At 49.6% G+C, this 21915-nt stretch carries 16 protein-coding genes and 1 tRNA gene; 10 read left to right on the forward strand and 7 right to left on the reverse strand.

Going from position 1 to position 21915, the window contains the following annotated elements:
- Positions 1 to 11: 11 nt before the first annotated feature.
- Positions 12 to 455, reverse strand: coding sequence for an RrF2 family transcriptional regulator (locus ACYVFD_RS23755; protein WP_461092994.1), 444 nt, complete (start codon positions 453 to 455; stop codon positions 12 to 14).
- Between the two features lie 389 nt (positions 456 to 844).
- On the opposite strand from ACYVFD_RS23755, the gene ACYVFD_RS23760 reads away from it, so the two are divergent.
- From ACYVFD_RS23760 to ACYVFD_RS23800, 9 genes are all read left to right on the forward strand, one after another.
- The gene (locus ACYVFD_RS23760) at positions 845 to 1105 is read left to right on the forward strand and encodes an ACT domain-containing protein (RefSeq protein ID WP_461092995.1); all 261 of its coding nucleotides are present in this window, start codon (positions 845 to 847) and stop codon (positions 1103 to 1105) included.
- A 51-nt stretch (positions 1106 to 1156) separates the two neighbouring features.
- Complete coding sequence (locus ACYVFD_RS23765; RefSeq protein ID WP_461092996.1) at positions 1157 to 1597, forward strand: DUF4395 domain-containing protein; 441 nt, start codon at positions 1157 to 1159, stop codon at positions 1595 to 1597.
- A 168-nt stretch (positions 1598 to 1765) separates the two neighbouring features.
- Complete coding sequence (locus ACYVFD_RS23770) at positions 1766 to 4807, forward strand: SusC/RagA family TonB-linked outer membrane protein (protein ID WP_461092997.1); 3042 nt, start codon at positions 1766 to 1768, stop codon at positions 4805 to 4807.
- A gap of 180 nt (positions 4808 to 4987) precedes the next feature.
- Positions 4988 to 6340: a RagB/SusD family nutrient uptake outer membrane protein gene (locus tag ACYVFD_RS23775; protein WP_461092998.1), complete on the forward strand. Its 1353-nt coding sequence runs from the start codon at positions 4988 to 4990 to the stop codon at positions 6338 to 6340.
- Positions 6341 to 6361: 21 nt separating this feature from the next.
- Entirely contained in the window at positions 6362 to 7741 is a 1380-nt protein-coding gene (locus tag ACYVFD_RS23780; protein WP_461092999.1) for a DoxX family protein, read from the forward strand.
- Between the two features lie 14 nt (positions 7742 to 7755).
- Complete coding sequence (locus ACYVFD_RS23785) at positions 7756 to 9468, forward strand: hypothetical protein (protein ID WP_461093000.1); 1713 nt, start codon at positions 7756 to 7758, stop codon at positions 9466 to 9468.
- Positions 9469 to 9471: 3 nt separating this feature from the next.
- Positions 9472 to 10074: a c-type cytochrome gene (locus ACYVFD_RS23790; protein WP_461093001.1), complete on the forward strand. Its 603-nt coding sequence runs from the start codon at positions 9472 to 9474 to the stop codon at positions 10072 to 10074.
- A 1-nt stretch (position 10075) separates the two neighbouring features.
- Positions 10076 to 11317: a sulfite dehydrogenase gene (gene soxC / locus ACYVFD_RS23795; protein ID WP_461093002.1), complete on the forward strand. Its 1242-nt coding sequence runs from the start codon at positions 10076 to 10078 to the stop codon at positions 11315 to 11317.
- A gap of 73 nt (positions 11318 to 11390) precedes the next feature.
- Positions 11391 to 12839 (forward strand): phytoene desaturase family protein, encoded by a 1449-nt coding sequence (locus ACYVFD_RS23800; protein WP_461093003.1) that lies wholly within the window; start codon positions 11391 to 11393, stop codon positions 12837 to 12839.
- 72 nt (positions 12840 to 12911) lie between these two features.
- Here ACYVFD_RS23800 and ACYVFD_RS23805 read toward each other — a convergent pair whose 3' ends face one another.
- On the reverse strand, positions 12912 to 14486 hold the full coding sequence (locus ACYVFD_RS23805) for a hypothetical protein (protein ID WP_461093004.1): 1575 nt from the start codon (positions 14484 to 14486) through the stop codon (positions 12912 to 12914).
- Positions 14487 to 14755: 269 nt separating this feature from the next.
- Here ACYVFD_RS23805 and ACYVFD_RS23810 point away from each other — a divergent pair, with 269 nt between their 5' ends.
- A complete protein-coding gene (locus ACYVFD_RS23810; RefSeq protein WP_461093005.1) occupies positions 14756 to 15727 on the forward strand; it encodes a glycosyltransferase in 972 nt (323 codons plus the stop codon).
- Positions 15728 to 15854: 127 nt separating this feature from the next.
- On the opposite strand, the gene ACYVFD_RS23815 is transcribed toward ACYVFD_RS23810, so the two are convergent.
- The 5 genes from ACYVFD_RS23815 to ACYVFD_RS23835 form a co-directional block, all read right to left on the reverse strand.
- Complete coding sequence (locus ACYVFD_RS23815) at positions 15855 to 16466, reverse strand: carbohydrate-binding protein (RefSeq protein WP_461093006.1); 612 nt, start codon at positions 16464 to 16466, stop codon at positions 15855 to 15857.
- A gap of 28 nt (positions 16467 to 16494) precedes the next feature.
- Positions 16495 to 18417 (reverse strand): hypothetical protein, encoded by a 1923-nt coding sequence (locus ACYVFD_RS23820; RefSeq protein WP_461093007.1) that lies wholly within the window; start codon positions 18415 to 18417, stop codon positions 16495 to 16497.
- A 347-nt stretch (positions 18418 to 18764) separates the two neighbouring features.
- Positions 18765 to 18836, reverse strand: a tRNA-Arg gene (locus ACYVFD_RS23825).
- An 87-nt stretch (positions 18837 to 18923) separates the two neighbouring features.
- On the reverse strand, positions 18924 to 20189 hold the full coding sequence (gene hflX / locus ACYVFD_RS23830) for a GTPase HflX (RefSeq protein WP_461093008.1): 1266 nt from the start codon (positions 20187 to 20189) through the stop codon (positions 18924 to 18926).
- Positions 20190 to 20367: 178 nt separating this feature from the next.
- On the reverse strand, positions 20368 to 21753 hold the full coding sequence (locus ACYVFD_RS23835) for an MATE family efflux transporter (protein ID WP_461093009.1): 1386 nt from the start codon (positions 21751 to 21753) through the stop codon (positions 20368 to 20370).
- Positions 21754 to 21915: the final 162 nt, after the last annotated feature.

Below are 21915 nucleotides of genomic sequence, written 5' to 3' on the forward strand. Positions count from 1 at the left end.
CCAGCACCGAATTAAACAGGTATCAGCGGGGCCGGTTCGTTAACACCATTCGCCAGCATCTGTAAGGTCGTTTTTTCATAAACAGCCAGATTGGCATCCCGAACCCGCAGCATGATGGGCCTGATTTTACAGGTTTCTTCACTGTCGCAGTCGTCGCAACGGGTATAAAAGTGCAGGGAAACACAAGGCGTTGGGGCTATGGGACCGTCGATAATACGGACGAGTTGGGCAAGCGTGATGCGATCAGGTTCCACCCGCAACATATAACCGCCCCCTTTCCCTTTTTGGCTTTGCAGCAGTCCATGGTTGCGTAGTTCCAGCAAAATACCTTCCAGAAATTTCTGGGGTAGGCGTTCCTGCTCAGCAATGCGGGCAATCAGTACCGGTCCGTTGCCATAAGCTTGTGTCAGTGCTTTCATGGCTTTGATGGCATATTTTGCTCTTTTAGAGATCATATTGCATTTTAGTTAGTGTGTAATTTCGATAGGGTTTTAGGGTAATATATTTATCCGATAAATTTTATATAGTAATTTGGAAAATAAAAAAGCACACGCTTACCTTTACACCGCCATTAACCACAAATTCCGTACGCCATGGACTTCTATCAGTTCCGATGTTGTTACAAAGTCGACCACACTACTCGCTGATTAGCTGGGTAATGGCTGGTAATTCGCTGGCGGTTCCGCGAGTACCGAATAACTGATCTCCACATACGCTAGCCTCCTTCATCAGCAGACAAAATTAAGTGTTTACCTTTAAACTATATAAAATATATAGATTAAATATTTTTAAGGCCTCACTTCATCAACAAACGACCACATTTGATTCCTAATTCGCTTTCGTTATGATTTCAGCTTCAACAACAGGAAACCGCCAACTGGTCTACCAGATCATCGGGTTCGACCGACTGAATTTCGTAGACGACGTAGCCAATGCCATTCCACAGGACGACCAGTGCCGCATTACGGGCCTATCGTTTGTGGGCAATGGCGTTCGGGTAGATGGCCGATTGACGGTCTGGGTGCAGGACGATAACCGGTTAGCTAGTATTTACCGGCAATTATCCGCTGTACAGGGCTTGGTAAGTGTACAGCAGAGTGATTAATGAATGGGTTTACGATCGGTCGTAAATCAATATTGTAAAACTGATAAGAACATGAGTAATAGTATCGTATGTCCCACAAGTGGGATGCAGATCAATGAGACGAAAGTTCGTCTGGTGGCGGGCCTTGTGTTGCTTATTGCCATCGTGTATTGGCTAACTAATTGGCTGGTTCTTCTTCTGTTGCTAGTCGTGGATTTCGGCCTTCGAAGTACTGATCTCAGTAACTACAGCCCACTGGGAAAGGTAGCTGATAGCATGGTGAACGCATTCCATTTGCCGTACAAAAGCACCGATCAGATCCCCAAGCAATTCGCTGCCCGCATTGGATTTGGCTTTGCCATTCTGATTTCTGTTTTAAGGGTAGCAGGTATCTCAGCGCTGATTCCGGTTAGTGTGCTGGTCGTTTTTGCCGCACTGGAATCGATAGTTGGCTTTTGCGCTGGCTGCTACGTGTACACGTATTATCTACGGTTGTTTGCCAAGGTAAGTTAAACGGAGTAAGCCTACCTCTACTGGCGGCAACCGGTATTGGAGGGGCAATAAAAAAGCCGAAACGGCGGCAACCGTTTCGGCAGGTCACAACAAGATAGTTTTTGATCCATCAGGCGCTTGCGACGCCGGGTGGTTCTACCCTGTTTCTCACGTAACCATTACAAAGTAATGCAAAAACTCTATGCAGTATGGGTAATTCTTTTACTCATTTCTGGGGGCCTATCTGCTCAGTCAACGGATAGATCCGCTAATACCTCCACAAATACGATTTCCGGTACGGTCCGGGCCGATAACGGCGAAGTGCTCCCAGGTGTCAATATTGTTCTGAAAGGTCAGTCGAAAGGGACCGTTACGGATGCAAACGGTCAGTTCAATTTGTCGGCTAAACCGGGCGATCAGCTCATTCTGTCGGCCATTGGGTATAAAACCCTTGAAGTTCGGGTCAGCGGAACGGGCTCTCTGAAAGTTGAATTATCGGCCGATTCGCGCCAGCTTAGTGAAGTCATCGTAGTTGGGTATGGGACATCGGAACGGAAGAATCTGATTGGTTCCATTGCCAAAATCGACCCGAGCGATACCAAAGCTATCCCCGTAGGCAGTGTGGATGCCCAGTTGCAGGGCAAAGTGCCGGGTGTACAGATTTCGAGCGCTACGGGTGTGCCGGGCGAACGGGTCAATATCCGGGTACGTGGAGCCACCTCGATCAATGCCAGTAACGACCCGCTCTATGTGGTCGATGGCGTATTTATCAACAGCAACAGTCTGCAAACGATTGGTACAGGAGGTAAGGCTACCTCGCCTATTGCTGACATTAATCCCTCTGATATTGAGAGTATTGAAGTTCTGAAAGATGCCGAAGCTACAGCCTTGTACGGCTCTCGTGGAGCCAACGGTGTGGTACTGATCACGACCAAACGGGGCGCCTTCGGTCAGCGGTCGACGCTGAAAATTGATGCGTCGGCAGGTGCCGCCAAAGCTGCCAAACTGTGGGAATTGACGACTGGCCCTGAGCATGCTACCCTGGTCAACGAATGGTGGGTAAATACGGGTAAAGATACGCCCTCACTGAACCGGACGTTTGCCAACCGCCCGTTTCGGCCGGTTTCGGAAGGAGGGCGCGGACTACCCGAAGATCAGAAAACCTACGACCGTCTGGGCGAACTGTTCCGAACGGCTCAACTCCGCAATTACGACATCTCGTTATCTGGCGGTACCCAATCGACCAAATACTATATCGCAGGTGGCTACAATACACAGGAAGCCATCATTCGGCCTATCAATTTTAACCGGGCCAGTTTTAAGGTCAATCTGGATCAGCAGGTAAACGACAAGATTCAAGTAGGTGTGAGCAATACGTTCACCCGCACATACCGGAATCAGGGGAGGGCGGGCGATGGACCTGCAGGTGGGTTGTTACAGGCGGCCTTGCATACGCCTACGTACCTATCGCCGACCAACGATCAGGGGGTTCTGGTAGGCCGGGCCGGGTTCGATAACCTGACCTTGCTGATCAATAATTACAATGTTCATACGACCAGCCTGCGCTACATCGGTAACCTGTATGCGGATGCCCAACTGCTGCCCGGCCTGAAATTTCGGACCAGCTTCGGCATCGATTACAATAACTACAACGAGTCGGAATACTGGAACTCCAAGCTGATTTCAGGTAGTCCCAATGGCTATGCCACCTCAAGCATTAGCCAATATACTACCTGGCTCAACGAGCAGACGCTAACCTACCGCAAAAAGCTTGGTTCGAGTCACTCATTCGGTGTGCTGATCGGGAATACGCTGCAGAGCGATAACCTGACCCGTACCTATGCCGAAGGGCGTGGTTTCCCGAACGACAACTTCACCCAGATTTCATCGGCTGCAACCACGGCCAGTTCACAAAACTGGAGCAAAAGTACGCTGGCATCGTTCTTTGCCAAAGCCGATTATAACTTCGCCGGGCGCTATCTGGTCGATGCCAGCCTGAGGGCCGATGGATCGTCGCGTTTCGGCTCATCCCGCAAATGGGGCTATTTCCCGTCGGTAGGGGTGGCCTGGCGCGTGAAACAGGAAGCATTCTTACAGGACGTTACGGCCATCAGCGATTTAAAACTGCGGGCGAGCTGGGGTGTAACGGGTAATCAGAACGGTATTGGGAATTTTGCGGCACAAGGACTCTGGACGGGCGGTACGGGCTATCAGGGAAGTCCCGGTATTGCGCCCCAGCAACTGGGTAACCCCGACCTGCAATGGGAGCGTACCCGCCAAATCAGTGCTGGACTGGATGTGTCGCTGTTTACCGACCGGGTTGGTCTGGAACTGAACGTGTACGACAAATACACCACGAATGGCCTGTTTCAGATAGCGCTGGCGGGTACAACCGGCTTCAGTAACTATTGGAGTAATGCCGCCGAAATCAGCAATAAAGGTTTTGAGCTGGGTATCAACACGGTCAACCTCCGCCAGAGTGGACTGACCTGGACGACCAGTTTCAACGTAGCGCAGAACGTGAACCGCATCGAAAAGCTGGCGACTCCGCTCAAATACGGTAGTCGCGACCTGATTCTCCAGCAGCAGGGCTTTCCGCTGTATTCGTTCTGGGTGTACAAGCAACTGTATGTTGATCCTCAAACGGGTAATGTGGTTTACGACGACGTCAATAAAGATGGTAAGATCACTGTCGATGACCGGCAACTGGTGGGCAGTATCTGGCCAAAATTCTTTGGTGGCCTTACCAATAGCTTTTCGTACAAAGGCTTCGATGTGAACCTGTTCTTCTCGTATCAATACGGCAATAAGATTTACAACCACAACCGTTTCTTTGGGGAAGGTGGTGGAGCGCGTGACGATGCGCGGATCATTTTTAAATCGAATCTGGCCCGCTGGCAGAAACCGGGCGATGTGACCGACGTACCTCGCCCCGATGGTATCAATGTCAATAACTACCGGGATGGTGGAAGCCGCTGGCTGGAAGACGGCTCATTCCTGCGGCTGAAGTCCCTGACCATCGGGTACACTGTTCCGAAGGAGTTAACGCGCCGATTAGGTATCCAGAACGTTCGCTTTTACGCCGTTGGGACTAACCTGTGGCTGCTTACGAAATACACGGGCCTTGATCCCGAATCCAGCTCCAGTAGCGACCCGAATGCGCAAGGTATCGACCTGGGTACCCCTCCGCAACCCGTTGGGATTCAGGGCGGAATTAGTCTAACGTTATAGCTATGACCTCAAGGCAGCGACCGACCGTCCCAAACTCTCTCCTGTTGTAGTAGCGGGCGATAGTCTCTAAGACTAACATCTTTCCGGAAATAATAGAGCCTCTTCCAAAAGACACCCCGCTCCTGAAATCAGGAGCGGGGCCGGGGGTGAAGTAGAATGCCCAAAATCATAAATAAACCAATGAAACATATCAAATCTGTTTTTTTGCTGCTTCTGCTGATTACGGTCAGTAGTTGTAAGGATTTTTTAGATGTAAAACCGCTGGAGTCGATCTCCGATAAGGAAACGATTACCGATCAGAACTCGGCCCTGACCGCGCTGCGGGGTGTGTATAGTTCCCTGGCTAGTAGCGACTATTACGGCACGAGTTTTCAATCTATCGGCTATCTGTCGGGCGATAACATCCAGTGGACGGGCTCGCAGTCGCAAGTGCAGGAGTTCATCAACAAGAAGGTGAACGCCGATAATTCAACCATTTCAGGTGTCTGGATCGCCATTTACCGGACCATCAACCGGGCCAATAATATCATTGCCAAAGTACCAACCGTGACTGACCCAGCCCTAACTACGGCCCTGAAAAATCAGTATCTGGGCGAAGCGTATAGCATCCGGGCCTTGGCCTACTTCGACCTGGCCCGTACGTTTGGTGGGGTCCCCATCATCACCAACCCAACGATTAAGCCAACTGACAACTCCGGTATTCAGCGGAGTACACATGCTGAAACCTACGCGCAGGTGCTGAAGGATCTGGAAGCAGCCGAGCCGTTACTGCCAACCACCGTTGACCGTTATCGGGTAACCCAGAAAACTGTTTTTGCGCTGAAATCCCGCTTTTATTTATACCAGAAAGATTACGTCAAAGCCGAAGACTACGCCAGCCGACTGATCAGCGATGCTACTAACTATAAGCTGCTGAAACCGTATGGAGCTTTCTTCCAGAATGATGCACGAGGAACGACGGAATCGGTATTTGAGATTTTTTACAACGGCACCACCGAAGTGAACAGCCACCGGGGGCAATGGCAACCGCAAACCAACGGCGGTACCCGGCAGTGGGCGCCTAACGATGCACTAGTTGCCTTACTGAACGATCCGGCTGTTGGCGGCAACCGCTCGGTACTGGTCGCCAAAGACAATCAGAATCGCTGGTATGGCAACCTCTATTACCGTAACCCCGGCTCCGACCCATCGTACATCTTCCGTATTGCCGAGGCCTACCTGATTCGGGCGGAGGCAAGGGCGCAACAGGACAAACTGACCGATGCGCTGACTGACTTGAACGCCGTTCGTGACCGGGCGGGACTGACGGCTCTGTCGGCTACAACCACCTCGACAAAAGATGCGGTATTGCTGGCGATAGAAAACGAACGGCGCGTCGAGTTTGCGCTGGAGCCCCACCGCTGGTTCGATGTGGTGCGCACGGGCCGGGCTGGCGCCGTTTTTAACCTGACGGATGCCAATCGGTACGTATTGCCGATTCCGGTTCAGCAGCTACAGACCGACAAAGCACTTACTCAAAATCCAGGCTACTGATTATCCCTAAACCCTATAGCGATGAGTTATTCTAAAACCGTGTTTGCTCAATCACAACTGCATCAACGCACCGAGCTACAGACCGACAGTAGCTGGACAGCGGCCGAAAAAGGGGTCTTCCGGTTCATATTCCTCTATTTTCTGATCCAGGCTCTGCCACTCGATCCGCAGTTTTTCCGAAATTTGGTTTCGTTCGATGGCGGGTACACGCGCTACCTGTTCAATCTGTCGCATTATGCCCCCCGTTTTGTGGGAACGGAAGATAGTTTCGTCAACTGGGGGATCGTGGCTCTTGTAGCCCTGATCGGGTCTATTATCTGGTCGCAACGAGACGACCGACAGACCAATTACGATGCCCTGTTTTATTGGCTACGGGTGGCGTTACGCTACCGCCTGGCGTTGGGCGTGATCGCATATGGGTTTATCAAACTCTTCCCGTTGCAGGCACCTCTTCCGTCGATCAGTAATCTGAACACCGCTTATGGCGATCATACGGCCTGGAAACTGTTCTCGTTATCGCTGGGGATTGTACCCTCGTATGAGTCGTTTCTGGGGCAGGTGGAATTGCTAGGAGGATTACTGCTCCTTCATCGGAAAACGACGACTATTGGTACGCTGATTCTGCTGCCGTTTCTGGGTAATGTATTGGTTTCCAACCTGGCTTACGAAGGGGGAGAGTATGTGTATAGTGGTTTATTAGTCTCTTTTGGGCTGGTTCTGTTTGCGTTCGATGCGGTTCGGCTGTTTCGGCTGGTTTCACTCGAAGTGGCGGCTGTGCCTAATCGGTTTCGTCCGGTCTGGCGTGAGCAATGGCAGCAATACGGTCGGGTGACGTTGAAAGGTGCGTTTGTTCTGCTAGCCGTGTTGCTCTACGGCTTTACAACCTATAGTACCTATCGAAATGGCTCCCCTCGGTTTCCCAAAATAGCCGGATTAACCGGTACCGCTGGTATTTACAACGTCAGTGAATTTAAACTGGCCGGTAAAACGCTGCCGTATTCGAAAACGGACCCTGTTCGCTGGCAGGATGTGGTTTTCGAAAAATGGAACACCATAAGTATTAAATCAAACCGACCGGTTAAGCTGATCAATGACAATACCGAGCAATTGGCGGCTACGGATGCCGAGCGCGATTATGAGTATGCAGGCTCACAGGGACGGCAGTATTATCGCTACACCGTTGATCCAACCGGCCGGCAGTTGACCCTTAAAAATGCGAATCCGCATTACCCCAACGAAACCCTGCAGCTGACCTATACCAAGGCGGGTGATGGTCGGATTGTGTTGGCAGGTGTCGATGAAAAGCGTGACTCCGTGTATGCGGTATTGGACAAACTGGATAAAAAATACCTGATCGACGAGGCTGCTAAAGCTGGTCGGCGGGGATCGCTCAAACTCTAACCTCTTTCTGAATCATGGCAACTCCCAATATAACCCCCGAACGCACCGATTTAGGCTTGATTGCTCCGGAAGAACTGGCCAGTAATTCGTGGTCTTCTACGACTTCAGCGAAAAGCAAACCATCGGCCGAACAGCCTGAGCAGATCGAAAACCGTACTGCCTGGACCGAAAGGCAGAAGGTACTGTTCCGCATTGCGTTTGTGTTTTTCATCAGTATGTCGCTACCAAATAGCCTCGACTGGTATAAGGAACTCGTCTCGCTCGACTGGCTGCACCTGCATTACCGCGATCTGTACGATATTGCCCGTTTCGGATCGGGGCTGACCTTGTTTGGTAACAAATTAGTTGGCAGCACGCTGAACGGTTACGCGCCCTGGATTATCACACTCATCTTCGCGACCGTAATGGGGCTGATCTGGACGGGTCTTGTTCGGAACCGCCAGATTATCAACTACAATCTGCTGTATTACTGGCTGCGTGTGGTGGTTCGGTATCGGGCGGGTATTGGGATCATTGGGTTTGGCTTTACCAAGCTCATGCCGACCCAGTTGCCCTATCCGTCGCTGGGAGTGTTGAACACCAATTTTGGTGATCTGACGGCGCAGAAGATCTACTGGCTATCCATTGGCATTGTGCCCTGGTACGAAGTGTTTACAGGCGTGGTCGAGGTGTTGGCGGGTGCATTACTGTTTTTTCGGGCCACCACGTTCTGGGGTAGTGTACTGCTGTTTGGGGCGCTGGCCGATATTGTTTACGTCAATTTTGCCTACGATGGTGGGGTGCATGGCTACAGTTCGTACTTCGTGCTGCTGTCGGGCTTTTTGCTAATCTACTACATCAAAGACCTGTATAATCTGCTGATTCGGGAACGGTTGACCATTCCGCATTACTTTACGCCCGAATTTACCGGCTGGCAGCAATATGCCCGTGTTGGTCTGAAAACGCTCACGATTGGGCTGTTTTTAGTCCTGTTGTTCAGGCTTCAGTATGTCAATTTTCGGTACGATCCCTACAAACAACCGGCCCAGAAAGGGCTAAAAGAACTACGCGGTAATTACAACGTAACTCAGTTCAAACTCAATGGCACAGAGCTACCTTATTCACCTCTCGACTCATTGCGCTGGCAACAGGCAACCTTTGAAAACTGGACAACACTCACCTTCAAAGTAGCCAAACCCGTTGAACTGGACCTGTCGAATGGTGGGGGAGCGCCCATGCGTGACATCAACCGGACGTTTGAACTGACGGGCGTGGCAGGTGGCCAGCGGGTTTTCTATTATGAAGCCGATACGGTGCATCATGTGCTGTATTTGCAGGACAAAAACCGAGGAGCGCGAAATCAGGAAAATCGGGAGTTTCTGGGCAACAACCGTGATCTGGGTGGTACGGCCGAAGGAGCCAAAGCCCGGTCGAGAGGGGAACGTCGAAAAGGAAGCAAGAAAGAGGCTGACAAGTGGATTCCGAAAGAAGCGCTGGCTATCATTGGACCGGAAGATCCAAAGATCAACCCAATTGCTCGTTCAAACCGACGCACCAAGGGCATCGAAGCCGAAAACCGCCCTGCGAAACGCAACCGGATGATTCTTAGCTACACGGCGCAAAACGGTGGGGATCGGGTTATTTTACAGGGAATTAATGAGAAAAAAGATTCCATTTATGTAGTGCTTGACCGGGTTCAGCGGCCATACGCTTTATCGGAAAGTACCCTCAAAGCCGGAAGTTATTAGCCAATGGTTCGTTTTCTGTGGGTATCGGCCGTAGTTACGTGTTGGGTGAATTTTTTGGCTGATTCAAAGGGCGCACGAAATAACGACTGGCTATATACCCCCAAGCCAGTCATTAGTAGCGATACGCTCCCAGCTTCATTTGGCTTTGGGCGAACTGCAACGCCGACCGACATAGCCCGGCTGGATATAGATGTGCGTCCCGATGGGAAAGGTTTACCCGTAGGCGAAGGCAAACCGGCTGTAGGCAAGTTGATCTTCGCTCAGAAATGCGCGGCCTGCCATGGTATAGGGGGCGTTGGTGGACCGAATGGATCTCTGGTAACAACGGCCTCCAATGACCCTAAAAAACGGCCGGAGAGAACCATTGGCAACTATTGGCCGTATGCCACCACCGTCTTTGATTACATCCGACGGGCCATGCCGTTCAGCGAACCCGGCTCGTTAACCAATGAGGAAGTGTATAATCTGACCGCCTATTTGTTGCACACCAACGGTATTATCGACGAAAAAGCTGTGATCAACGCCCAAACGCTTCCAAAAGTGAAGATGCCTGCTCAACCGCTTTTCATTCCCGACGACCGGAAAGGTGGCCCGGAAATAAAGTGATATGAAGAAAATCATTCAACTCGATCAACTGACCACGAAACTTTCCCGACGGGCCATGCTGGGCGGAGCCGCTACAGCTGCGGTGGCTATTGTCCAGACCGCGCAGGGAAAAACCGTTCAGGAAAGTATTTCCGTTGCCGAACTGCTGCCCGATGACCCGACGAAGCGTGTCGGCACACTGGCGGGGGAGGTTGGTACGCGGTCGTCGTTTGAAAAGCTCGTCAAGAAGCCATCAGATATTTCGTCGCGGTCGCCCCTTCAGGATTTTTATGGCATTATCACTCCATCCGATCTCCACTTCGAACGCCATCATGCGGGTGTGCCCGTCATTGATCCGGCAAAACATGAACTACTAATTCATGGGCTGGTCGATAAGCCATTGGTGTTTACTGTGGCGGATTTGAAGCGGTTTCCTTCGGTTTCACGGATTGCGTTTCTGGAATGTTCGGGCAATTTTCGGACGGGTAAGGAAACGATGAGTCCACAGGATATTTGTGGACTGACCAGCCAAAGCGAGTGGACGGGTGTAAAACTTGCTACGCTGTTTCGGGAAGTGGGCGTGAAACCGAGTGCAAGCTGGTTTCTGGCCGAGGGGGGCGATGCCGCCGTGATGACCCGAAGTATACCCGTCAAAAAAGGCTGGGACGATGCGATTATTGCCTACGCCCAAAACGGCGAAGCGTTACGACCCGAACAAGGGTATCCAGTTCGGTTGTTTTTACCGGGCTGGGAGGGAAATACCAGTGTGAAATGGCTCCGGCGAATCGAGCTGGGTGATGCGCCCTGGCATACACGAGAGGAAACCTCGAAATATACCGAAAGCGTCAAAGGTGGCAAAATCCGGCAGTTCAGTTTCGACATCGATGCTCGTTCGATCATCACTTATCCGGCGTATCCGGAAACGGTTGAAAAAGGCTGGATCGAAATTCGGGGCATTGCCTGGAGTGGTCGAGGCAAAGTAAATCGAGTAGAAGTGAGTACCGATGCCGGAAAAAGCTGGCAGCTTGCCACGCTTCAAGACCCGATTCTGGATAAAGCGCATACCGGATTTCGTTATCTGTGGCACTGGAATGGCGCTGAAACCGAGATCATGAGCCGGGTTACCGACGAAACGGGTTATATTCAGCCGACGTTTGCTCAACTGATCGAAGCTCGGGGACCCGATGGTGGTTACCATTTCAACCCCATCGCGACCTGGCAAATTAAGTCCGATGGTCGTGTGCTGAACCGACCGGAAAGGTAACAGTTAAAAAAATGCAGAACTATTTATCATTCCGGCCAGAGTGAGGAATGATAATCTAAGAAACAACAGGTAAATGGCGAAAACCGAGGTAGATGCCGTAGTAGTAGGATCAGGGCCGAATGGGCTTAGTGCGGCTATTATGCTACAACGAGCCGGTCTGTCGGTGCTGGTACTGGAAGCGAAGGAAACCATTGGCGGAGGAACCCGCTCGGCCGAATTGACTCTGCCCGGTTTTGTCCACGACGTTTGCTCAGCCATTCACCCGCTGGCCGTGGGGTCGCCATTCTTTCGACAATTGCCCCTGGCCGAACATGGGCTGGAGTTTATCAATCCACCCATAGCGGCCGCTCATCCGTTTGACGATGGCGCGGCAGCCGCTCTTCGGCATTCATTGACGGAAACGGCCCAATCGCTCGGAGCAGATCAGGAAACATACCAGAACTTGTTTGAACCGCTCGTTCGGCATTGGCCGGGACTGGCTCCTGATATACTAGGCCCGCTGCGTTTTCCAAAACATCCTATCGATCTGGCGAGCTTTGGATTCGATGCCTTATTGCCTGCCACCAAACTGGTAAGTCGTTTCAAAACCAAAGAAGCCCGTGGACTGCTGGCGGGTATGGCCGCACATTCCATTCAGCCTCTGAGTAATCTGACAACGGCAGCCATAGCCCTGGTGCTGACTACCGCCGGACATCTGTACAACTGGCCTGTCCCCAAAGGTGGTTCGCAGGCAATTGCCAATGCACTGGCTTCTTATTTTCAATCGCTGGGAGGGCGAATTGAAACGGAGCGATTGGTACGTTCAATGAACGATATTCCCTCTACGCGGGTCGTGCTGTTTGATGTGACACCGAAGCAGTTGCTGGCCATTGCTGGAGATCGATTTTCGCCCATCTATCGACGCCAGCTGGAGCATTATCGCTACGGTATGGGTGTTTTTAAAATCGACTGGGCGTTGGATGGGCCAATTCCGTTTACGGCTCCTGAGTGTCGTCAGGCTGGAACAATCCATCTTGGCGGTACAGTCGAAGAAATCACTCAGGCTGAACTGGAAACGTCGGAAGGCGGCCATCCTGATCGACCGTTTATTCTGCTGGCTCAGCAAAGCTTGTTCGATTCCAGCCGTGCCCCAGCCGGGAAGCATACGGCCTGGGCCTATTGCCACGTACCCAACGGTTCAACGGTTGACCGAACAGAGGCTATTGAGAAGCAGGTTGAGCGGTTTGCGCCGGGTTTTCGGGATCTAATTCTCGCCCGACATACGATGAATACCGTACAAATGGAAGGGTATAACCCGAACTACATTGGGGGCGACATTAACGGGGGCATTCTTGATATTGGCCAACTGTATACCCGTCCTGTGATGAGCTTATCCCCTTACAAAACATCGGCTCCGGGCATTTTTATCTGTTCGTCCTCAACACCACCGGGTGGGGGCGTGCATGGCATGTGCGGGTATCATGCGGCCCGTGTGGCCCTGCGTGAAGGCTTCGGAAAGCCAGTGCCAATTGATCTGGCATAGTGCTAAATTCCGGTTCAAACTTATTACTAAGCTTTGCGTTTATGGCCTTATCATCTCCTGCGACAAGTGGAGTTAGTTCAACGGGTCGGCCAGGGTTATTAAATTAGTGGATTTTGATGGCTTAGGCTGTAGACTCGGTATGGGCAAGCGCTCATAGACATCAAAGTCAGGAAACTTACGTCGTAGTATATATTGGTCCGTTCGTAAGCCAGGGAAAGGAATTTGCGTCTCGTTTGGACGAGTGATCAAAAAGCGAATTTTCCCTTGCTGTATCTGACTATTAAAGGCTGCATAACTTAATTCCTGCCGAGGATACATGACCAATACTATTTCCTGCTGAGGTAGAATACAGTTTCGGAATAGAAGCCCATTTAAGTAGCAGTAATTATAATTGGTAATATAAACAGCATCAGTCGGTTGAAGCCGAAGCGAATCGGTCAGGTAGCTGGCTACCTTCTTTTGTTCGTAATAGGGAGCAGCCGAAAGCGCGTCTTTCTTTAAGGCTAACGGCCAATCGAAATTGCTCAGATTCGGAACGACCGACCAAAATACTACTGAGACTATAAGTACGCTCCAATGGGATAGCCATGGACTGCTACTCTGATAGGTGCTATTGAGCCACAAGGCAACGATGAGCCCTGTCAGGGAAATAAAGTCGGTAAAGTAATTTAGCGCAGACCCTTGTTTCAAACTGGTTATAAAGGCAAAGCCAACTACTAATAACGTAAACCAGCCAAGCCAGCGATAATCGGCTCTGGTCTGTTGAAGCAGCCAAAAGCATAGGGCTATTCCAAACGCATTATGCAGACAATAGGGTCTGAGATAATGGTCATAAATATTAATTTTAAATGATGTCCAGTCCAGGCCCTGACTTACACCTTTAACAAGATTGACGTATAATAAGTAAGGATTATGTTCTGGCATAAGTACCAGTAACAGAACCAGGCTGCTCAGACCAATGCCCACACCGATTAGTAACGTGGTAAGCCATTGTCTGCGCCAGAAAGCGTAGTACGTGGTCAGAATAATCGGTAAAATAATGCCCGATTGTTTGGTCGAAATGGCGAAGGCCGATGCCATAACAGCTCCCGCAAGCCATATAAATTTTGCCCTAGTCAGATCAGTTTGTATAGACCGAATCCCAGCGTACAACGTTGCCAAAACAAATACACTATACAGACTGTCGGGCCGGGAGTACGTCTGGGGAGGTAATAAGACAAAAGCAATCACCGCAACTGAAACGGCAATGCGCAGCTTCAATTGAAAGCATAGGCTTAATCCAATCAGTAAGAGCGAGTAAAGAATATTCGCACAAAGGGATATAGTTCGGCTTAGTCGGTAAACCTGTAATGGATCATCGGGATTAATATGTATCAACCTGCCGATGGCCGCAACGAGCCGGTAGTAAAGAGGGCTATACTGCGTAATGGAGTAGGGAGCCACTTCGGGGTCGCCATACAGCGAATAGCCCGCCAGAAAGCGCTGGATCGAATAGATGACGTTGCTTTCAATACCGCCTATGTCGGAACTGGCTAAAAAAATCAGCCGGTATCGTACCAGTAAAGTAAGGAGCAGACAGATCGCTAATAGAACAGATAAGCTATATGTCAATAAATAGCCGGGTGTGGCAATTGCCTTGCGAAACATATTCCTGGGTGGATAAGCAACAGTAGAACGTAATTGATGTCTTCTATAATTTTAATACGTCGAGTAACAGGCAGACCTACTTTTAGAAGAAATGTTTATATAGTTATGGGTAGTAAAATTAATTCATTTTTTGATTTTACATGATGCTTTGATTATGTTTTTGTTTGAGATTCGAGGTGACTTTTTAGTGAGCGGTTTTTTGCGTGTAGTTACTGTATTCTGTATATTTAAGCAGCTATTTTATATCCACCATCCTTACTTTTTGATTTGTGATAACTGGAAATGTATCCCTATCCGCCGAGCGCATCTATATTGTTATTCCCTTATTTAACGATTGGGCGGCACTGAAGCTACTTTTAGGACGTATTCAACAGTTTTGTCCAGAAGAGCTTGTCAGTAAATTAGATTTTTTAATTATTGATGATTGCTCAACCCTTCCTTCCGACGCGTTACCAGTGGGTATTGGTCAGTCGCTATCCATTATGCGACTCTTCAGGAATGTCGGCCATCAGAAAGCAATTGCCTTGGGGATTGCCTATCTGGCTTCGCTGCCTCAACAGCATCCCGTCATTGTTATGGATGGTGATGGGGAAGATCGGCCAGAAGATCTGATAAAACTGGTGGAAAGGGGAGAGTCGACGTCAAATTCAATTGTGTTTGCGCATCGCTCCAAACGGCATGAGAGTCTGCTGTTTCGACTTTTTTATCTGGTGTATAAGGCGATCTTTCGGCTGCTAACCGGTAAGGTGATTACGTTTGGTAATTTCAGTTACATACCAGCTTCTCACTTGCGTAAACTGGCTCATGTATCCGAAATCTGGAATAACTACCCAGGCGGTGTTATTCGATCCCGGCTACCTTATACGTCTATCCCGTTGGAGCGAGGTTATCGACTGGCCGGGAAATCAAAAATGAATTTTGTGTCGCTGGTATTGCATGGGTTGAGTACTATTTCTGTACTGATCGATACGACCGCCGTTCGCCTGACCATATTCTGTGTAGCAATGATCGTTGTGTCTCTATTTGGTATAAGTATTATCGTTGGCCTGCATTTTGTGTCGGAATCGCTGGTACCTGGTTGGGCAGGCTACCCAGTATTCTTTTTCTTTATCGTCATTTTACAAGCCTTTCTTATCTCGCTCCTTCTCGTATTTATTGTCTTATCATACCGTACACAGCATCAGTTTATTCCGGCAGTAAACTTTCAGTCTTATACGGATCGTGTAGAGAGAATTTATTGAAAGACCATTTTAAACTGTGAACGGTGGCACGGCTGATTCCATAGTTGATAATCAGACGCCTGTATCAGCCGTGCCACCGCTCAGTGAGTAGTTTGATAGAGCAGTCTTCAGGAAAAAAGTCTCCCTGTCAACTGGCTGGTCGAGTGACGAGGATATAATCCTGATAAAAGGCCGTGCCCGACTTCCCCTGAATACGGATGCGGTTGTTGCCTGCATTCAGTAAAATACTCATCGTATAAGTCCGTTGGCCACCATCTGTTCCTTCCAGAGGGAAGTCGATCGCTACCCCATTATTGACAATCACACTGGCCACACCGGGCATTTGAGAATTGGTTTTATAGCGAATTGCCAGCGTGTAATTGGAAGCCGTCATGGGGGCATCCGTTATAGCATACAGTAAATAATCACTAGCCGCTGCGTAAGGACCGCGAAATACATTATCACCCGCCTGCCCCGTATAGGTACCCGTACCCGTTGCGCTTTCGGCCTGCAACTTTTGAGAGAATGATACTGGAACGCCTGTACCTGGTTTGATTAAAGGAGGACGGGTTCCGGCAGGAATTACCGATCCATTATCAACAATGAGTGTTAAACTTCCTGCACTGACGGCAGCCTCAAAAGCCGCCTGCCCTGCGCTGTTAAGCGGATATACGTCTGTATCACGATTGGTTGTCACCTGGTATATTTCTTGTCCATCGCTGGTGCGACGAATTCGGATAACCTGCGTTCCGATGGCCATTTTTAATCAATGAATGGTGAGTAGTTTATTAGAATAAGAATTGTACGGTATTGAATAGGGCCACTTTACTGCCTTGTAAATTGACCTCAATCATGACATTAGGAACCGGATTGAGAATGATCGTCTCATAGCTGTTCTTTCCACGACTGGGATCGAATGCCCACACATCTACCGCATTATTTTTAATACGATACATGGCATCGGGACGCCCTCGCCGAGCATTTGGAGACTTGTTATAGGGGCCATCGAAGGCCGCAGCGTGCTCCAGAATGGTAGTACCATCCGTTTGTGGTTCGACCCAAACGCCAGTGCTTTTAAATTGATAGCGACAGTATTTCCAGGGTGTGCCTTCGGTTCGGTTGCATTGGGAATAGTAGTAAGCAGCTTCAAAACCGGCGTCGTGCCAGCGGCAGGGCTCGGTTGGGTAACCATCGGTGGTAATCGGTGCCGGAGTCCCATCTACTTTAGGCATCCATATCCAGTTACTACCATCGGGCGCCTTAACCACGTTGGGGTTTGTACCATAGGTATCAGTTTGACCCCGGGTGTCAAAAATGATGTAGCCAATCGTTCGGCAGAAGCCAATGCAGAAAATGTTTCCTACCTGCCAGTCATAATCTACCTGGGGGTGTTTATCCGTCCTAAGATCGCCTAAATTGCCGACCGTTCGGGTGTACATATAACCCGTATGCAAACCACCATTGTTGGAGCCTAGCGCTTCGATCTTTCCCCAATCAATATAGGCTAGTTGAGAAGGGGCTACCCCGGCAGGCGTCTCATCAATGCCTTTAGCCATTACCTCGGCCGCAAAGGCCTTATTGTAATAACGGCCGGCATAATCGGGCTCATCGGCATAATGTTTGACCAATGCACCAATTCCTTTGGGTTTAAAAACGTTAAAATAATTGCAGGTTTGGCGCGCTCCGTCAACCGATTGAATTTTATTCTTAAAAAACTGCCTGTTAGGTAGATCACTTGCCCCGCCAGGTACCTGATAGTTCCAGGGATCGCCGTTGTAATTGGCTATCCCGCCATACGTACCAAAATCCCGATAAGGTAAGCCTAATGAATTTAAATTCGGGTTTTCATACTTACGCTTTCGGGCAGCGTACCAATCAGACGCCTGCTGGGAAATATCCGGAACATAATAAAGTCCTTCTTCTATTTCATTGGCTTCGAATACAGCGCAAGGTATCTGATCACTGGCGCGGTTAATATCCGCTGTACTTAAGCTTTTGCCCGCGTAAGCACCTGGTTCAGTACCCGTATAAGGTGCGGGGCCACCAGTGGGGCATAAGTCCTTACTATGTACCCAGTTAATGCGTTGATTGTTCGCAACGCCTGTATCCATAACGGCCAGCACTCCTCCTCGTTTCGACGACACAATGCTTTCCGAAGTAACATCGGTACGTTTCCGTACAATGGCAAAAATTCGGTTGTCCGGAATGGTTAACGTCGGCGCATCCTTCATGCCACGGGCCAACCAAATATCGGTAGGTGCTAACCAGGGTGGACGGGTGACCCGATGGGGAAGTATATCGTTATCGGTTGGTAGAGGATCTGTTCCTAAAAAGATTTGCACGAAGGCTTTTCTTGACCAGGTATACGGATAGTCCAGGTTCGGGGCAATGACCAGCATAATGGATATACTATCCCCTGGGCTAAAATCATAGGTTGTGGGTAGGCTGGTTACGGCGGGCATTCCACCGATAAAATAGTAGGTCGTCTCGCCACCCCCCAAATTAAGTTGTGCTGTGTTGACAATGCGCGCTTTGCTGTTGCTCCACTGAACAACGGGTTTAAACTGCTCAGGATTAGCGGTTATAATTTGAACGGGTATCTGGTCGAGCTGCCTGAAGTCGGCGTTAGCGGCAGTTGCATACGTATCATAAACGATAGTACTGGGTGTGAAATCACTGTTTGAGGCAGTAGTATACGTATCGTTAGCCATGTGATATACTGGGTAAAAAACGATTTATAAAATAGCTGTAGAGTACAGATACTGAATTCTGGTTCATAAAAATCAAAAACCGCGCCAGTTTTTTATTAAATGAATTATTCGGTAACTAATGCCAGCTGAAGGAAGTTGGCCTATTCTACTCGTAGGACCAGGTGGCCTAACCGACAGGATTTCGGGCTATTTATCTTCTCAGCACGCCTTTTGCGGGATTAATTAGCGAATGGGAAAGTGTTACCCAATGAACTTAAACCTATAGCCTGGGAGCAGGAGTTGACAGGTAAGTAGTCTTACCTTTTAACGTGAAAAAGCCCATTCCTGGAGCAGGAACGGGCTTTAAGTAGCCTCGACGGGAATCGAACCCGTATCAAACGTTTAGGAAACGCTTATTCTATCCGTTGAACTACAAGGCCAAAATTAGCCCCTCTCCTGGCAGGAGAGGGGTATAGACGGTCGGCCGCTGCCGTAAAGTGCAATCACGCAAAGTTGTCAAAAAACCATCAACCTGCCAAACCGTCGCCGTATTCGGCTGATTCTGTGAGGGGTACATGCAGCCAGTTTGGGTATATCTGGTAATGCTTTTCTTTCACAAGGTCGTACAGCAACTCGCGTAACTCACCTACATTTTCGCCAGTTTGCGCCGAAATAAACGCGACATAATCAGCTTTCTGCGTCAGGTACGTTTTCTTCAAATACTCCAGCGCCGTTTTTCTTCGTACCGCTACCGGAATGGCTACTTCTTCGTGGGTATCGTCATCGTCCTGATACAGAGCCCCGGTCCATTCCTCTTTCGGAACAAACTGGTCCATTTTATTGAAGACCAGCACCATCGGTTTATCCGCAGCTTTGATGTCGGCTAGTGTCGAGTTTACCACTTCGATCTGTTCTTCAAAATTGGGATGCGATACATCGACTACATGGAGCAGAATATCGGCTTCACGGACTTCGTCGAGGGTCGATTTAAACGACTCGATCAGCGTTGTCGGCAGTTTGCGAATAAATCCAACCGTGTCGGTCAGCAAAAACGGAATGTTGCCGAGCGTTACTTTGCGTACCGTCGAGTCGACCGTTGCAAACAGTTTATTTTCGGCAAATACATCGGTCTTGGCCATCGTTCGCATCAGGGTCGATTTGCCTACGTTGGTGTAGCCGACTAAGGCAACACGTACCAGTCGATCCCGTTCTTTCCGGCGAGTAACGCTTTGCTTATCGATTTTTTCCAGTTTCTCTTTCAGAAAAGAGATTCGGTCTTTTACAATCCGACGGTCGGTTTCCAGCTCTTTTTCTCCGGGGCCACGCATCCCTGTACCACCTTTCTGACGGCTCAAGTGAGTCCACATGCGGGTCAGGCGTGGGTATATGTACTGGTATTGCGCCAGCTCGACCTGTACACGGGCCTGAGCCGTTTGCGCACGCATCGAGAAAATGTTCAGAATCAGCAGACTCCGATCAAGTACCTTAATTTCATTAAACTCCGCTTCCAGGTTACGCACCTGAGCCGGAGTCAGGTCATCATCGAAAATGATGGAATCGACGGGGTTATCGATAATAAACGTCTTGATCTCTTCCAGTTTGCCTTTTCCTACAAAGGTGCGGGTATCGGGCCGGTCGAGCTTCTGAGTAAATGCGTTAATTGTTTGGACGCCCGATGTTTCGGCCAGAAAGGCTAATTCGTCCAAATATTCTTTAGTTTGATCGGCTGTTTGCTTTTGGGTAATCAGCGCGACCAATACAGCGGTTTCGGGTTGTTTATGTGTTTCAATCATAAAAGAATGGTCAAAAATTGTCAGGAAGTGGTCAAGTAGGGTCAGGGGTTGTGAAAGTAAGTACTAGCAATACCTGACAATTCTTGACTATACTTGTCTACTTCCTGACCTCTTCATTAAAAACGGCCCCTTTGGGGTAAAAGTTTCGGTAAAAACAGGCATAATGGCTTGATTTTCATTAGACCTGAACGGTTTTCCAGCGTCCCCGGCGGAACACCAGAATCGCAATAATAGCCAGCAGGGTTTCGCTGATCGCCACCGACCAGAATACACCGGAAGGGCCCCAGTCGAAGAAATTGGCGAGCGTATAGGCCAGCGGAATTTCAATCACCCAGAAGCACACAATGTTTATGATTGTTGGCGTACGGGTATCGCCAGCGCCGTTGAGCGACTGACTCAACACCATACCATATGCCATAAACAGATAGCCCAGGCAAAATACGCGCAAACACTGTACGGCAATATCAACCACCTGAACATTTCGATCAAACAGACTCACGACTTCGGCAGCGCCCAGGAAAAAACCGATACCAACAGTTGACAGAAAGATCATGTTACAGAAAGCAGCTCGCCAGGCTGACGTCTCGGCCCGTTCGGGTTGTCCAGCTCCCAAATTCTGACCGACCAGCGTAGCGGCTGCATTGGCCATTCCCCACGAAGGCAGAATGGTGAAAATGATGATCCGAATGGCAATGGTATACCCCGCTACCACATCGCTGCCGTAGGTTGACAAGATGCGGGTCAGGAATATCCAGCTAGCCGATCCCACCAGAAACTGACTGGTACCACCCACGGCCAGATTGATGATGTTATGAATAACCTCCGCGTCGGGAGTTAGGTCGGAGCGGAGCACCTGGATGCCCCCTTTCTGGCGAGTCAGCGCATATAGCTGATACAATACACCCAATGTGCGGCCGGTTGTAGTAGCTACTGCCGACCCCATGACACCCAGCTCCGGGAAGGGACCCCATCCAAAAATAAGTACTGGGCACAGGATGATGTTGAAGCCGTTGGCAATCCATAACGACCGCATCGCCATTGATGCATCGCCCGCTCCCCGCAAACAGCCGCTTAGCGTGTACAACAGCATGATGGCGGGTGAACTAGCGAAAATCATTCGGGTAAAGCCCGCGCCATTGGCAATGAGTTGTTCGTTACCGCCCATCAGTCGCAGAATGTCTTCAGCAAAGATGAAACCCGGCACGCCCATCAGGACAGCCATAGCCAGCGATACCAGAATAACCTGGCCAACCGTTTGAGCGGCTCCTCGTCGGTTATCTTCACCAACACGTCGGGATACCATAGCCGTAGCGGCTGTACTTAAACCGATCGCAATCGAATACACAATCGTTAGTACCGACTCGGTCAATCCCACTGTGGCAACAGCTTCGGTACCAATCTTCGCCACAAAAAACACATCGACGACTGCAAACAGTGACTCCATCACCATTTCCAGAATCATCGGAACCGATAAAAGAAAGATAGCCCGATTGATACTACCGGATGTAAAATTGGTTTCTGAGCCGCGCAATGCGTCCAGTAATAACCGAATATATTTGGTCATTGAATAAAAGACTATACCGTAGCTCTTCAGCTACAAGCAGTGTATGAGTGATGTAAAAATGAAATTGACTACTCGTATGAGCAGCGGCACTTGAGAGAAGAGAGAAAAACCACGTAGGTTTTTAAGCGAGGAGCTTCATCGGATTTTAGGAACCAGCCTTGA

It is taken from the genome of Spirosoma gilvum, from assembly GCF_054776815.1.

Coding starts and splice junctions, on each gene's coding strand:
- ACYVFD_RS23755 (WP_461092994.1), bottom strand. CDS start 455: ATGATCTCTAAAAGAGCAAAATATGCCATCAAAGCCATGAAAGCACTG.
- ACYVFD_RS23760 (WP_461092995.1), top strand. CDS start 845: ATGATTTCAGCTTCAACAACAGGAAACCGCCAACTGGTCTACCAGATC.
- ACYVFD_RS23765 (WP_461092996.1), top strand. CDS start 1,157: ATGAGTAATAGTATCGTATGTCCCACAAGTGGGATGCAGATCAATGAG.
- ACYVFD_RS23770 (WP_461092997.1), top strand. CDS start 1,766: ATGCAAAAACTCTATGCAGTATGGGTAATTCTTTTACTCATTTCTGGG.
- ACYVFD_RS23775 (WP_461092998.1), top strand. CDS start 4,988: ATGAAACATATCAAATCTGTTTTTTTGCTGCTTCTGCTGATTACGGTC.
- ACYVFD_RS23780 (WP_461092999.1), top strand. CDS start 6,362: ATGAGTTATTCTAAAACCGTGTTTGCTCAATCACAACTGCATCAACGC.
- ACYVFD_RS23785 (WP_461093000.1), top strand. CDS start 7,756: ATGGCAACTCCCAATATAACCCCCGAACGCACCGATTTAGGCTTGATT.
- ACYVFD_RS23790 (WP_461093001.1), top strand. CDS start 9,472: ATGGTTCGTTTTCTGTGGGTATCGGCCGTAGTTACGTGTTGGGTGAAT.
- soxC (WP_461093002.1), top strand. CDS start 10,076: ATGAAGAAAATCATTCAACTCGATCAACTGACCACGAAACTTTCCCGA.
- ACYVFD_RS23800 (WP_461093003.1), top strand. CDS start 11,391: ATGGCGAAAACCGAGGTAGATGCCGTAGTAGTAGGATCAGGGCCGAAT.
- ACYVFD_RS23805 (WP_461093004.1), bottom strand. CDS start 14,486: ATGTTTCGCAAGGCAATTGCCACACCCGGCTATTTATTGACATATAGC.
- ACYVFD_RS23815 (WP_461093006.1), bottom strand. CDS start 16,466: ATGGCCATCGGAACGCAGGTTATCCGAATTCGTCGCACCAGCGATGGA.
- ACYVFD_RS23820 (WP_461093007.1), bottom strand. CDS start 18,417: ATGGCTAACGATACGTATACTACTGCCTCAAACAGTGATTTCACACCC.
- hflX (WP_461093008.1), bottom strand. CDS start 20,189: ATGATTGAAACACATAAACAACCCGAAACCGCTGTATTGGTCGCGCTG.
- ACYVFD_RS23835 (WP_461093009.1), bottom strand. CDS start 21,753: ATGACCAAATATATTCGGTTATTACTGGACGCATTGCGCGGCTCAGAA.